The 12,643-nt window shown below is 64.7% G+C and carries 11 protein-coding genes; 2 read left to right on the top strand and 9 right to left on the bottom strand.

What is annotated here, in order from left to right:
• Positions 1 to 85: 85 nt before the first annotated feature.
• Together queC and EBQ26_RS00130 are read right to left on the bottom strand one after the other, a co-directional pair.
• Entirely contained in the window at positions 86 to 838 is a 753-nt protein-coding gene (gene queC / locus EBQ26_RS00135) for a 7-cyano-7-deazaguanine synthase QueC (protein ID WP_122237009.1), read from the bottom strand.
• Between the two features lie 9 nt (positions 839 to 847).
• A complete protein-coding gene (locus EBQ26_RS00130) occupies positions 848 to 1,333 on the bottom strand; it encodes a YajQ family cyclic di-GMP-binding protein (protein ID WP_122237260.1) in 486 nt (161 codons plus the stop codon).
• 45 nt (positions 1,334 to 1,378) lie between these two features.
• Here EBQ26_RS00130 and EBQ26_RS00125 point away from each other — a divergent pair, with 45 nt between their 5' ends.
• Positions 1,379 to 2,587 carry a UDP-N-acetylmuramate dehydrogenase gene (locus EBQ26_RS00125; RefSeq protein WP_122237008.1) on the top strand — a complete coding sequence of 403 codons (1,209 nt, stop codon included), beginning with the start codon at positions 1,379 to 1,381 and terminating at the stop codon, positions 2,585 to 2,587.
• A 110-nt stretch (positions 2,588 to 2,697) separates the two neighbouring features.
• Entirely contained in the window at positions 2,698 to 3,075 is a 378-nt protein-coding gene (locus tag EBQ26_RS00120) for an arsenate reductase (protein ID WP_122237007.1), read from the top strand.
• A 49-nt stretch (positions 3,076 to 3,124) separates the two neighbouring features.
• Here the strand turns inward: EBQ26_RS00120 and EBQ26_RS00115 are convergent, their stop codons facing one another.
• The 7 genes from EBQ26_RS00115 to EBQ26_RS00085 form a co-directional block, all read right to left on the bottom strand.
• The gene (locus EBQ26_RS00115; protein ID WP_122237006.1) at positions 3,125 to 3,949 is read right to left on the bottom strand and encodes an alpha/beta fold hydrolase; all 825 of its coding nucleotides are present in this window, start codon (positions 3,947 to 3,949) and stop codon (positions 3,125 to 3,127) included.
• Positions 3,950 to 3,990: 41 nt separating this feature from the next.
• On the bottom strand, positions 3,991 to 4,680 hold the full coding sequence (locus EBQ26_RS00110; protein WP_122237005.1) for an ABC transporter ATP-binding protein: 690 nt from the start codon (positions 4,678 to 4,680) through the stop codon (positions 3,991 to 3,993).
• Between the two features lie 26 nt (positions 4,681 to 4,706).
• Positions 4,707 to 6,320 (bottom strand): ABC transporter permease, encoded by a 1,614-nt coding sequence (locus EBQ26_RS00105; protein ID WP_238944064.1) that lies wholly within the window; start codon positions 6,318 to 6,320, stop codon positions 4,707 to 4,709.
• A 318-nt stretch (positions 6,321 to 6,638) separates the two neighbouring features.
• Positions 6,639 to 8,483 carry a DUF262 domain-containing protein gene (locus tag EBQ26_RS00100; RefSeq protein WP_122237003.1) on the bottom strand — a complete coding sequence of 615 codons (1,845 nt, stop codon included), beginning with the start codon at positions 8,481 to 8,483 and terminating at the stop codon, positions 6,639 to 6,641.
• A gap of 514 nt (positions 8,484 to 8,997) precedes the next feature.
• On the bottom strand, positions 8,998 to 10,386 hold the full coding sequence (gene fumC / locus EBQ26_RS00095; protein WP_122237002.1) for a class II fumarate hydratase: 1,389 nt from the start codon (positions 10,384 to 10,386) through the stop codon (positions 8,998 to 9,000).
• Between the two features lie 213 nt (positions 10,387 to 10,599).
• Positions 10,600 to 11,685 (bottom strand): tRNA dihydrouridine synthase DusB, encoded by a 1,086-nt coding sequence (gene dusB / locus EBQ26_RS00090; RefSeq protein WP_122237001.1) that lies wholly within the window; start codon positions 11,683 to 11,685, stop codon positions 10,600 to 10,602.
• 45 nt (positions 11,686 to 11,730) lie between these two features.
• The gene (locus EBQ26_RS00085; RefSeq protein WP_238944029.1) at positions 11,731 to 12,630 is read right to left on the bottom strand and encodes a septal ring lytic transglycosylase RlpA family protein; all 900 of its coding nucleotides are present in this window, start codon (positions 12,628 to 12,630) and stop codon (positions 11,731 to 11,733) included.
• Positions 12,631 to 12,643 lie beyond the last annotated feature (13 nt).

Genomic DNA, 12,643 nt, shown 5'->3' with positions numbered 1-12,643 from the left:
CACCACTCGGGCTTGCCAGCCTGGGGCCGGCAAATCGCGCATTCTAATGCACAGCCAGCAGGGCGCCGGGCGGCTGTGCGCAGGCTTATGCGGTTGTGAGAAGGGGCGCTGCGCCACCTTGTTCGCCACGCCAGCGCGCCCAGCCGCTGGCGCGCAGTTGGCAGGCGGGGCATTGCCCGCAGCCATAGCCCCAATCGTGCCGCTGCTGGCGCTGGCCGAGGTAGCAGGTGTGGCTGTGCTCGACGATCAATTGCACCAGCGCATCGCCGCCGCCCGCCGGGTCGGCCTGCTGGCCCAGGCGGTGGGCCAGTTGCCAGGTTTGCGCTTTATCCAGCCACATCAGGGGCGTTTCGATGAGTAGCCGCCAGGCCATGCCCAGCGACAAAGCCACTTGCATGGCTTTCATGGTGTCGTCGCGGCAATCGGGGTAGCCGGAGTAGTCGGCTTCGCACACGCCGGTGACGATGGCTTGCAGGCCGCGCCGGTAGGCCAGGGCAGCGGCAAAGGTGAGGAAAACCAGGTTGCGCCCGGGCACAAAGGTGTTGGGCAGGCCGCTTTGCTCCAGCGTGATGGCGCATTCGCGGGTGAGGGCGGTGTCGCTGATCTGGCCCAGCGCATCCAGGCCAATCATGTGGTCTGGCCCCAGGCGCTGGCTCCATTGCGGGAAGCGTTGGCGCAGGGCGTCCAGCACGGCCTGACGCTGTTGGAGTTCGACGTGGTGGCGCTGGCCGTAATCAAAGCCGATGGTTTCCACGCGCGGGTAGCGGGTGAGGGCGTCGGCCAGGCAGGTGGCCGAGTCCTGCCCGCCCGAAAAAAGCACGAGCGCACTGCTGTGCATGGCTTGCGCTCAATCGCGGAAGTTGTTGAACGACAAGGGGAAATCGGTGATTTGCTTGCGGATCAGCGCCATGGCCGCCTGCAAATCGTCGCGCTTGGCGCCGGAGACGCGCACGGTCTCGCCCTGAATGGCTGCTTGCACTTTGAGCTTGCTGTCCTTGATGTGCTTCTGGATTTGCTTGGCCAGCGTGGCGTCGATGCCGTTGCGTACGCGCACGAGCTGCTTGAGCTTGTCGCCGCCGGCTTTTTGCGGCTTGTCCACGTCGAGAAAGCGCACATCCACATCGCGCTTGGTGAGCTTGTTGCGCAGGATGTCTTCAATCTGCTGGAGCTGGAAGTCCGAATCGCCCAGCAGGGTGATTTCCTTGTCCTTGAGTTCGATGGCGGCGCTGGTGCCTTTGAAGTCAAAGCGCGTGGCGATTTCCTTGCTGGCGTTGTCCACAGCGTTGCGGACTTCGACGAAATTGGCTTCCAAAACGGTGTCAAAAGAGGGCATGTTCAATCCATTTCAATGCATGGTCGGGATGGGAAAATGCGGCCGATGTTAGTAGAAAAAAATATTTCCCTGCGCCCCTACAACACCTTTGGTATTGCTGCCAAGGCCTTGGCGCTGGTGCGCGCGCGCAGCGAGGCCGATGTCATCGCCTTTGCCCAACTCTGGGGGCAGCAGCGCCGCCAGGGCCTGCCGCCTGCCGCGCGCATCGCCCCGCAATGGGAGCCTCTGGTGCTGGGCGGGGGCAGCAATCTGGTGCTCACCGGCGATGTGCGCCGCCCGGTTTTGAAGATGGAGATCATGGGTCGGCGCGTGCTGCAAAGCGATGAGCAGGGCTGGCTGATTGAGGCGGGCGCGGGTGAGCGCTGGCACGAGCTGGTGCGCTGGAGCCTGGAGCAAGGCATGCCCGGGCTGGAGAACATGGCCCTGATCCCCGGCACCGTGGGGGCTGCGCCGGTGCAAAACATCGGCGCTTACGGCGTGGAGCTGCAAGATCGGCTGCACAGCCTCGAGGGCATCGATTTGTACAGCGGCAAGCCCTTTAGCCTCACCGCCGCGCAATGCGCCTTTGGCTACCGCGACTCCATCTTCAAACACGCGCCCGCCCGCGCTGGCGTGCGCGTGGACATGGCGCAAACCCTCAAAAACCAAAAGCTGCAACGCACAACCGACGACATGCAGGCCGACGCCATCGACCACGCCCCCGCCAGCGTGGCGCAGGCGCTGGGCATGGGGTTGGGCCTGGCCGGGCGCGCCGTTATCACCCGCGTGCGGCTGTGGCTGCCCCGGCGCTGGCGGCCCGTGCTGGACTACCACGACCTGCAGCGGCGCATGCAGGCCAGCGGCATCGCCCAGCCCAGCGCGCAGCAGATTTTCGATTGGGTGGTGGCCATCCGCCGCGAGAAGCTGCCCGATCCGGCGCAAATGGGCAACGTGGGCAGCTTTTTCAAAAACCCCGTCGTCACCCCCGAGCAATGCCGCGACATCATCGCGCGCGAGCCGCACATCGTGCATTACCCCATGCCCGATGGCAGCGCCAAGCTGGCAGCGGGCTGGATGATCGACGCCTGCGGCTGGAAAGGCAAAGCCATCGGCAACGCGGGCGTGTACGACAAGCAGGCGCTGGTGCTGGTCAATCTGGGCCAGGGCGAGCAAAGCGCCACCGGCGGCGAGGTGATGATGCTGGCCCAGGCCATCCAGACCAGCGTGTACGAGCGCTATGGCATCCGCCTGGAGCCGGAGCCGGTGGTGGTTTGATGGATTTCAATCAAAGGAAAATAGATTCCAATACCATGTTGCCTAAATGGCAATTAATTTTTTCTTATTGAATTGTAAAAAAAACAGGCTTTGCGCTGTTTGAAAACCCTATGACTTGCACCATCACCCTCTACGGCATCCCCAACTGCGACACCGTGAAAAAAAGCCGCCAATGGTTTGCCGAGCGCGGCCATGCCGTGACATTTCACGACTTCAAAAAACACGGCCTGAACGCCGCTACCCTGGCCCAATGGGTGCAGGCGCTGGGCTGGGAGAGCTTGCTCAACCGGCGCGGCACCACCTGGCGGCAACTGGACGCGGCCACGCAAGCGCAAGCCAGCGACGCCGCTGGCGCGCAGGCCGTGATGCTGGCCCATCTCAGCCTCATCAAACGCCCCATCGTTGTCGTGCAGCGCAGCGATGGCCCAGCAGAGCAGGCCATCACCGCAGGCTGGGCGCCAGACGAATGGGCCAGCCTGCTGGCGTGATGCAGCGCACTTTGTGGCCTGGGCGCATTTCCGTACTGGATTTCCGTACTCAATGCGCGCTCAAAAAGCGCCGCATGGCATCCAGCGTGGCGTCGGGCGCTTCGGTCATCAGGTTGTGGCCGCAGGCGATGCGCTCGCAGGCAAACGCCACGCCTGCTTCTCGCGCCGCGTCAAGCAAAGGCGCGCTGGCTTTGGGCGGCGTCATCTGATCCTGGCTGCCGCTGAGCACCAACACCCGCGCCTTGACCTGGCGCATGGCCTCTGGCCCGCCCTCGTAGCTGTTGCAGGCCACAAAGCCTTTGTGAAAGATGTTTTCGCGCGGATTGCTGCGCAGCACGCGCCGCCCCAGCGCCATGCCCATGCCATAGGGCCAGGTGCCCGGCCCCAGTGCCGAGGGCGGCGGTGCCAGGGTGCTGCGCGAAAACACGTTGACCAGGTGCATGGCTTTTTCCGGCGCGCTTTGCGACAGCTCCAGCAGCGCGGGCGAGACAGGCATGGGCGCTGCCGTGCCCAGCAGCAGCAGGCGCTGCACACGCGGGCCGAGCTGGGCCGCCGCTTGCAGCGCGATCAGCGAGCCAAAGCTGTGCCCGGCCAGCGCCAGCGGTGCGTCGTCCAGCGTGTGCACCAGGGCGGCGATGGTGTCGGCGGCTTGTTGCACGCTGGCAGGCGCTTCACTGGTCGCACTGCGGCCGTGGCCGGGCAGGTCGATGGCCAGCACGTTCCAGCCGTGGTGTGCAAACCAGCGGCTTTGCAGCGCCCAGACGCTGTGGTCGTTGAGCACGCCGTGGATGAGGATCAGCCAGGGTTGGCCCGGCTTGTGGACGGCGCCGCCGGTGTAGGCGTAAAGCGGATGGCCTTGAATGGAGATGTGCATGGGGTGGCCTTTGCGTGGGCAGGTTTTCGGTTGGCTTTCGGCTAGCTCAAATCGGCTGCGGCCAGGTATTGCGTGGGCTGGCCGGGGGTGAGGATGCAGACTTTACTGGCCATGATGCGCGCTTCGTTTTTGTTGTGGGTCACGAGGATGGCGGTGTGGCCCATGCGCTGGAGGATGTCGCGCACTTCCTGCGCCAGGCGCTCGCGCAGGTCGGTGTCGAGGTTGGAGAAAGGCTCATCGAGCAGCAGCAGCTCGGGCGCGGGGGCCAGGGCGCGCGCCAGGGCCACGCGCTGCTGCTGGCCGCCGGAGAGTTCGTGCGGCCAGGCTTTGGCCGATTGGGGCAGGCCGACCAGTTCGAGCATTTCCTGCACGCGTTTGTGGCGCTGCGCACGGCCCAAGGCGCGCAGGCCGAAGGCGACGTTGTGCCAGACGTCGAGATGGGGGAACAAGGCGTAGTCCTGAAACATCATGCCCACGCGGCGCTTCTCTGGCGCCAGCATGTGCCGGGGGCTGGAGAGCTCAACCCCTTGCAGCCGGATGTGGCCGCTGCGCAGCGGCTCAAAACCGGCAATGGCGCGCAAGATGGTGGATTTGCCGCAGCCAGAGGGCCCCAGCAGGCAGGCGATCTCGCCGCGCGCCAGTTGCAGGGAGAAGTCGCGGACGATTTCACGCAGCCCCTGGGGGGTGTCGTAGCCCAGGCGCAGGGCGTGCAGGTCGAGAAAAGTGGTCATGGCAGGCAAAGGTGCAGTTGGGCGGCTCAGGCGGCGGCATCCACAGCCATGCGGGTGCGCGCCAGCAGGATGACGGGCAGCAGCCCCGCCAGCACGATGGCCAGGGCGGCGATGGCGCCTTCTTCATAAGTGCCGCGCGCGGCTTCGGCATACAGGCGCGTGGCGAGGGTGTCGAGGTTGAGCGGGCGTAGCAGCAAGGTGGCGGGCAGCTCTTTCATGGTGTCCACAAACACCAGCAGCGCGCCAGCGGCCAGGGCGGGCTTGAGCAAGGGCAGGTGCACGCGGCGCAAGGTGGCGGCGCTGCCGTGGCCCAGCAGGCGCGCCGCTTGCTCCAGCGATGGGGGAATGCGGCTCAGCCCCGCTTCGAGCGAGCCGACCGTCACCGCCAAAAAGCGCAGCGTGCAGGCCAGCACGATGGCAGCCATGCTGCCCATGAGCCACAGGCGGCTGTCGCGCAGCAGCGCGGAGAGGGCGCTATCGGCCAGCGCCAGCGGCGTGAGCAGCCCAATGGCGAGGATGGTGCCGGGGATGGCATAGCCCAGGCTGGCGATGCGGGCGCAGGCGTTGGCCCAGGCGGCGCGCTGGCCTTGCACGCGCACGCGCGCTTGCCAGGCCAGCAGCAGGCCCAGCGCCAAGGCCACCAAGGTGGCGGCGCAGGCGATGGCCAGGGTGTTGAGCAGGCTTTGCCACAGCTCGGCAGAGATGGGCGATTGCTCCATGCGGCGGATACCGGCATAGGCCAGATAACCCGCCGGGGCGAGAAAGCCCAGCAGCACCGGCAGGCTGCCCAGCGCCAGCGCCAGCAGGGCGGGCGCGCCGCGCAGGGTTTTGGGTTGCATGGGGCGCATGCGCTGGGTGGTGGCAAAGCGCTGGCGCTGGCGCGCGCGGCGCTCCAGCAGGATCAGGCCCACCACCAGCACCAGCATCAGCAAGGCCATTTGCGCCGCGCCGCCCAGGTCGGAGCGCGCCACCCAAGTGGTGTAAACCGCCACCGTCATGGTGCGCACGCCAAGGAATTCGGATGCACCGATGTCATTGAGTGTTTCCAGCAAGGCCAGCGACAGGCCCACGGCAATGGCCGGGCGCGCCAGCGGCAGGGCCACACGCCAAAAGGCGCTGGCGGCCGTGCAGCCCAGGCTGCGAGCGGCCTCGAGCAGGCTGGCCGACTGGCTCATGAACATGAAGCGGGTGCTCAAGTACACATAGGGGTAAAGCACCAGCGCCAGCAAAGCCATTGCACCGGGCAATGAGCGCACATCGGGCAGTCGCCATTCGCGCGCGCTGCTGTAGCCCAGCCATTCGCGCAGCAGAGTTTGGACGGGGCCGATGGGGTGCAGCAAATCCAGATAGGCATAGGCCATGACGTAGCTGGGCATGGCCATGGGCAGCAGCAGCGCCCAGACCAGCACGCCCCGGCCCGGGAATCGGTAGGCCGTGACCAGCCAGGCCGCGCCCGTGCCGATCAGCGTGACCAATACCCCCACCCCGGCAAGCAGCCACAAGGTGTTGCGCGCCGCTGTGGGCAGCACGTAGGTGAATTGGTGCGCCCAGTGCTGCCAGTCGCCGCCCAGGGCGTGCCAAAGCAAAGCCGCCAGCGGCGAGAGTGCCAGCAAGGCGATGAGCAGGCAAGCCAGGCGCATGGGCCAATCGGCTGGCAGGGCAGGTTTGGCGGAGACAGGCAGGAGCGAGGCAGTGGCCGTCATGGGCGGAAGATAAAAAAGTGGCGGGTCAAGAGCCTGTTGGCAGTAGCTACCCGGCTGGAGCACAAGTGCATTGGGCAGTTGGCGGCGTCTGCAAGGCCACGCCACAGCCGGGCTTGGGTGGCTACGGTGTGCGAGATGCAAAACCCGGATGGCCGCGAGGCCTGTCAAGGCTTTCAACGCCACAGACCGCCCGAACCGCTTGCTTTGTCAATCCTGCAGAGACCTTGCGCAGGTTTTTGCGTGGCAGCCTGTGCATCATCCATCGGCATTGACTGCGTGCGCAGCCCACAAGGCTTCGAGCGAGGGGCAGTCGCCCTGGGTGAGTTCCGTCATGGCGGCAAAGACCAGGCTGGCGCGGTCGCGCAAAAATGCGTGGAAATCGGCCGCCAGCTTTTGTTTGAGCGCCTGCCCTTGCAGGTCGGCGTAATGCGCCTTGGCAAGCAAGTCGTATGAAATGAGGTGCGACTTCAAACGCTCGCACACCACAGCTTCACTGGCCCACTGAACACGCTCTTTCAGGTATTCCAGCGGGTCTTTGCGGCCGATGATCCGGTTGGTCTTCCAGGTAATGAGCGCGCAGTTCAGCGCCAGGCTGCTTTGGATGCCGGCTTCGCTGAGCAGGGCATCGGGAAACACATGGTGGTACTCGCGTTTTTGGATATTGTCGTAGGTGGCCGCCTTGTGGTCTGCGAAGTCCAGCGCGCCCAGGTAGGTGGTGACCGCCAAAATGGCGCGCGCCTCTATGCCTGTTGCCTTGGGCCAGCCGGCGGCCATCAGCGAGTCCACATCCGCCAGCGGGAATTCGGCACGGTTGAGCACGGGCACCGTTGCCAAATCGGCATCGGTAAAGCCGGGGTTGTTCAACAAAGCCTTGATGGCCTTGAAATCGGCAAACGCGCGTGAGGCTGCCGTGTTTTCGTAGCGATCCGTGAAAAAGGCCGACCACAGGTAGCGGCGCAGCAGCTTTTCGGCTTTTGCCAGAAAGTCGCCGTGCTCCGGAATCCACTCGTAGGCAGCGGCAATCACGGCCAAAACCGCATTCGTTGGTAGCCGCTCTTTGTCGAACACGCGCTGGCCGTCCAGAAACGTGGCCATACGCTCAAGCCCACGCTCGAGCTTTGGCCAATTGACCAGCAGCTGCTGCTTGTCCATTTCGACCATGCCGTGCGTGCTGGGTGGCTTATCTTGCAGCAGCGCGGAGGTGGACAAAATGAGATCGGACACATTGCCATAGCGCCCCGCCATCGGGCATTTGTCCGTCAGGCTGGATTGCAGCGCGTGCAGCGACTGCTCGGTGACGCTCTCCACTTCGGCCACGATGATGTCGTACAGGGACAAGGGCTTGCTGTTGGTATTCATGTTGATGAACACCTGCAAGGCCACGTCCTTGCTGGTATGGGCTGGCAAGGAAAGATAGGGCAGATTGAAATGCGTCACCCGCTCGCGCAGCGTGGTGATCTCGGTGCTGACTGCGTTGCGTGTGGCGGTGTAGGCCTTGTATTTGCTCAGGGCGTCCGGGTCTGTCTCGGCGGGCTCCAGGGGTTTGGTGGCCTCGTTCAACCAACGCTCTCGCTCTGTCGAAATATCACCAGGCCGCAGCAGATGCACAGGCAACAGGCCGCGCTTGAGACATTGGGCCGGATCTTCGGCCCAGCGCGGCATCCGCAGCCCGTGCTTGTTGATCCAGCGTGGAATGCAGCGGATTTCCGGCTCGCTGCTGGACTTGCTCCCCCCTTGGTCGAACTGCGGCAAATAGACGAAAAATGTTTCTGATTCGTAGTTGTTGTGCATCGAGCGCCAGAACGCCGTCAGCCTTTGCTGGCCGTCGAGCAAATGCTGAGTCACCGCGCCCGGCGTGGCAGGTTCGGCGCTGGCGATGTAGCGCGATTCGAATTTTTCCTGACCAGCCACCTCAAGCGCCAAGGCGACGCCCACGGGCAGATTGTTGATGATGGTGTGCAAAAAGCTGGTAATGCGCGCCCGATCCCAGGCTTCAAAGCGCTGAAAGCGCGGCAATTTCACCTGGCCTTGCTCGATGTATTGAAACCAGACGCCCAAGCTCCTGTCTTGCGCTTTGCTGGACTGCTGCATGATGCTCATCTGTAACTCCTTTCCTCTTCCTTGCCGGGCACTTGCGTCAATTACTGTCTGGTGCCAAATTCTGCTGGCTGTGCGACTGCAAAACCTGCCGAAAAGTGTGGCGCACGTGGGCAAAAAGCAGTTTTGCAAGGGATGCAAGGCGTCCCTTGTTCACGCAACAAAGCAGCCTAGGCAGGAGATCGTGAACAGGTTTCGGGGCGTGTCACCAAATCGCCACGCCCAGTGCTCGCCCCAAGGGCGGGCGCGGCGTAGCGCGAGGATTTTTGGGACACGCTCCCGGCGTTTGTTCAAAGTCCCGACGTGAGCGGGCAAGAGACGGTTTTGGGGGCAAGGCGCAACACGCGACCGCTGGTGCGCGATAGCGCACGCTATCGACAAATTTTGTTTGCGCTGCCAGCGCCGCCCAAATCCGCCCTCCCGACCGCCGGGCAGAGACTTCGGACACGCCCCAAACCCGCCGGTCACCGGGGCGTACCCCGAATCCGGAGATCGTGAACAGGTTTCAAGAACCTGCTCAGCGGCCCACCATGTTTTCCGGCACCACCCACTGGTCGAACTGTTCGGCGGTGAGGTGGCCGCTGGCAATGGCGGCCTCGCGCAGGCTGGTGCCTTCCTTGTGCGCCTTCTTGGCGATGAAGGCGGCCTTGTCGTAGCCGATGTGCGGGTTCAGCGCGGTGACCAGCATCAGCGAGTTGCCCACCAGCTCAGCGATGCGTTCGCGGTTGGGTTCTATGCCCACGGCGCAGTTGTCGTTGAAGCTGCGCATGCCGTCGGCCAAGAGGCGCACGCTTTGCAGGAAGTTGTGGGCCACCACGGGGCGGAAGACGTTGAGCTCGAAGTTGCCCGATGCGCCGCTGATGTTGATGGCCACGTCGTTGCCCATGACTTGCGCGGCCAGCATGGTCACGGCTTCGCTTTGCGTGGGGTTGACCTTGCCGGGCATGATGGAGGAGCCAGGCTCGTTCTCGGGGATGGTGATTTCGCCGATGCCGCTGCGCGGGCCGCTGGCCAGCCAGCGCACGTCGTTGGCAATCTTGGTCAGGCTGGCGGCCAGGGTTTTGAGCGCGCCGTGGGCGTGCACCAGCGCGTCTTGCGAGGCCAGCGATTCGAACTTGTTGGGCGAGGTCACGAAGGGCAGGCCGGTGATGTCCGCCAGCTCCTTGGCCACGCCTTCGGCATAGCCCTTGGGCGCATTCAGGCCGGTGCCCACGGCGGTGCCGCCCAGGGCCAGCTCGCAGAGGTGGGGCAGTGCGTCCTGCACGTGTTTTTTGCCGTGTTCGAGCTGGGCGACCCAGCCGGAGATTTCCTGCCCCAGCGTCAGCGGCGTGGCGTCCTGCAAGTGGGTGCGGCCGATCTTGACGATGCCGTCAAACGCCTTGGCTTTTTCGGCCAGGGTGTTTTTGAGCAGGTCGATGGCGGGCAGCAGCTTGTGGGTCAGGGCATCGACGGCGGCTACGTGCGAGGCGGTGGGGAATACGTCGTTGGAGGACTGGCTTTTGTTCACGTCGTCATTGGGGTGCACCAGGCGGGCCTCGCCGCGCTCGCCGCCCAGCAGCTCGCTGGCGCGGTTGGCGATGACTTCGTTGAGGTTCATGTTCGATTGCGTGCCCGAGCCGGTCTGCCAGACCACCAGCGGGAATTCGTCCGGGTGCTTGCCCTCGATCACTTCCTGCGCGGCGGCGATGATGGCCTTGGCCTTTTTCTCGTCCAGCAGACCCAGCGCGTGGTTGACGGCGGCCGAGGCGCGCTTGACTTGCGCCAGCGCCTTGATGATTTCACGCGGCTGCTTTTCGCCGGAGATGTCGAAGTTTTGCAGCGAGCGCTGGGTTTGCGCGCCCCAGAGCTTGTCGGCGGGCACTTCGATGGGGCCAAAGGTGTCTTTTTCGGTACGGGTGTTGGACATGGTTTGCAAAACGAGTGAATGAGAGGAGTTGGCGATTGTAATTGGCCTGTCATGGCCCACGGCCTGCCCCAATGGCCGTGAGGGATGGCGCAGGGCGGCTTGCAGGCGGTTTTGCTGCTTCAAATCAATCGTAAATATGACTTGTTTCCCATGTTGCCAAAAAAAGTATATTTTGTTTCTTTTTGATTTGTAAAATAAGGGCATTCGATAGCCTTAGCCCAGGCAGGCGGCGTTTTTGTCGCCCTCTCTGCCCTCGCTGCCCTCGCCGTCCTCCCCCGCGCCATCGGCCTCGGGCGCGGCGCTGGCGGGCCATTGCGGGTGGGTGGCTTGCAGTGCGTGCAGAAAGTCGGCCAGCGCCTGCCATTGCTGCTGGCTGTCTTCCAGCGTGTTGATGTGGTGGCGCAGCGCGCTGCCGCCGGGCACGCCTTGCAGATACCAGGCGATGTGTTTGCGCGCGGTGCGCACGCCGGTGTATTCGCCATACAGGCTGTAATGGTCCAGCAGATGCTCCAGCAGCCATTGCCGCACGGTGGCGGTGGCCGGGGCGGGCGGCTGGTTGCCGGTGGCGAGGTAGTGGGCAATTTCCTGAAAAATCCACGGGCGACCCTGGGCGGCGCGGCCCACCATCAGCGCGTCGGCGCCGGTGTGGCGCAGCACCTGGGCGGCTTTGGGGCCGTCGGTGATGTCGCCGTTGGCGACGACGGGAATGCGCACGGCCTGTTTGACGGCGGCGATGGTGTCGTACTCGGCCTGGCCCCGGTAGCCTTGCTCGCGCGTGCGCCCGTGCACGGTGAGCATGCACACGCCAACGTCCTCAAAGGCGCGTGCCAGCGTGGTGGCGTTGCGGTGCTGGGCCGACCAGCCGGTGCGCATTTTCAGCGTCACCGGCACGCCGTGCGGCGCGCAGGCGGCCACTACGGCCTGGGCGATGGCGATGGCCAGCGGCTCGTTTTGCATCAGGGCCGAGCCGGCCCAGGCGTTGCAGACTTTTTTGGCCGGGCAGCCCATGTTGATGTCGATGATTTGCGCGCCGCGCTCGATGTTGTAGCGCGCGGCTTCGGCCATGGCGGCGGCTTCGGTGCCGGCGATTTGCACGGCGATCGGCCCCGGCTCGCCCTCGTGGTTGGCGCGCCGCGCGGTTTTGAGGCTTTTGTAGAGCTGGGGCTGCGAGGTAATCATCTCGCTGACGGCGTAGCCGGCGCCGAGCTTGCGGCACAGCATGCGAAAGGGCCGATCCGTCACGCCCGCCATGGGGGCGACGAACAGGCGGTTGGCAAGGGCGATGGGGCCGATGTGCATGGCAGGGCGGGCGAAGTCGGAGGGCGGCGGCACGGCGCGCGGGGTTTACCGGGCTTTGGCGTTGGCGTTGGCGCGCGCGGGCTTGCGCACGGCTTTTGGGGTTTTGGTGTTTTTGGCGTTTTGCGTTTTCTTGGCGGAGCTTTTGGCGGCACGCTGGACCGAGCCTTTGGCGGGTTTCCTGGCGGCGTTCTTGGCCGATCTTTTGGCCGCCGAGCCTTGGGCTGTTGGGCTTTTTGCCGCTGTGGCTTTGCCTGGGGTTTGTGCGGGCGTGCTGGCGCTCAGGCCGCGTGGCGGGTTGTGTGGCGGTGGGGCGCCTTTGCCTTCCAGCAGCACGTCGTCTTCGCCGCACTGGGGGCCGTTTTTCTGGGGGATCCACAAGGCCACGTTTTTCAGGCCCTGCGAGAGCATGCCGAGCTTTTCCGCCGCGCCACGGCTGAGGTCGATGATGCGCTGGCCTACGTAAGGGCCGCGGTCGTTGATGCGGACTTTGATTTCCTTGCTGGTTTGCAGGCTGCGCACGCACACGATGGTGCCAAAGGGCAGGGTGCGGTGGGCGGCCGTCATGGCGTACATGTTGTAGCGCTCGCCGTTGGCGGTGAGGCGGCCGTGGAATTTGTCGCCATACCACGAGGCCTGGCCGGTTTGGTACAGGCTTTGCACCGCCGCGCCTTCGCTGCGCAGGCCCTGGGGCAGGCGCGCCTCCAGCGATTCGATGGTTTTCACGCTGGGGTGCAGGCCCAGCGAGGCTGGCTCCAGTGGCTTGGGGGTGATGAGTTCATAGACCGGCGGCATCAAATCCAGCTCCAGCATGCGCGTGGCGTGCAGCGGTTCGCGCTCCTGGGGCGCGGTGGTGCAGGCGGCCAGCGTGACTGCTGCGAGTGCGACGAGTGCGCCTGGCCAGCGCAAACGGGTGGCGCTGCCTGTGCGGTGGGGCGTCGTGTGCATAGGCAAAAGGCGG

This window comes from Allofranklinella schreckenbergeri, from assembly GCF_003703475.1.
Taxonomy (GTDB): Bacteria; Pseudomonadota; Gammaproteobacteria; order Burkholderiales; family Burkholderiaceae_C; genus Lampropedia; species Lampropedia schreckenbergeri.
The sequence above is the reverse complement of the archived record's forward strand: the minus strand, read 5'-3'. Positions and strand labels throughout refer to the sequence as shown.

Excerpts from the sequence above, each read along its gene's own strand:
- EBQ26_RS00130 (WP_122237260.1), bottom strand. The coding sequence starts at position 1,333 with ATGCCCTCTTTTGACACCGTTTTGGAAGCCAATTTCGTCGAAGTCCGC.
- EBQ26_RS00120 (WP_122237007.1), top strand. The coding sequence starts at position 2,698 with ATGACTTGCACCATCACCCTCTACGGCATCCCCAACTGCGACACCGTG.
- fumC (WP_122237002.1), bottom strand. The coding sequence starts at position 10,386 with ATGTCCAACACCCGTACCGAAAAAGACACCTTTGGCCCCATCGAAGTG.
- EBQ26_RS00125 (WP_122237008.1), top strand. The coding sequence starts at position 1,379 with ATGTTAGTAGAAAAAAATATTTCCCTGCGCCCCTACAACACCTTTGGT.
- dusB (WP_122237001.1), bottom strand. The coding sequence starts at position 11,685 with ATGCACATCGGCCCCATCGCCCTTGCCAACCGCCTGTTCGTCGCCCCC.
- EBQ26_RS00085 (WP_238944029.1), bottom strand. The coding sequence starts at position 12,630 with ATGCACACGACGCCCCACCGCACAGGCAGCGCCACCCGTTTGCGCTGG.
- EBQ26_RS00115 (WP_122237006.1), bottom strand. The coding sequence starts at position 3,949 with ATGCACATCTCCATTCAAGGCCATCCGCTTTACGCCTACACCGGCGGC.
- EBQ26_RS00100 (WP_122237003.1), bottom strand. The coding sequence starts at position 8,483 with ATGAGCATCATGCAGCAGTCCAGCAAAGCGCAAGACAGGAGCTTGGGC.
- queC (WP_122237009.1), bottom strand. The coding sequence starts at position 838 with ATGCACAGCAGTGCGCTCGTGCTTTTTTCGGGCGGGCAGGACTCGGCC.
- EBQ26_RS00110 (WP_122237005.1), bottom strand. The coding sequence starts at position 4,680 with ATGACCACTTTTCTCGACCTGCACGCCCTGCGCCTGGGCTACGACACC.
- EBQ26_RS00105 (WP_238944064.1), bottom strand. The coding sequence starts at position 6,320 with ATGCGCCTGGCTTGCCTGCTCATCGCCTTGCTGGCACTCTCGCCGCTG.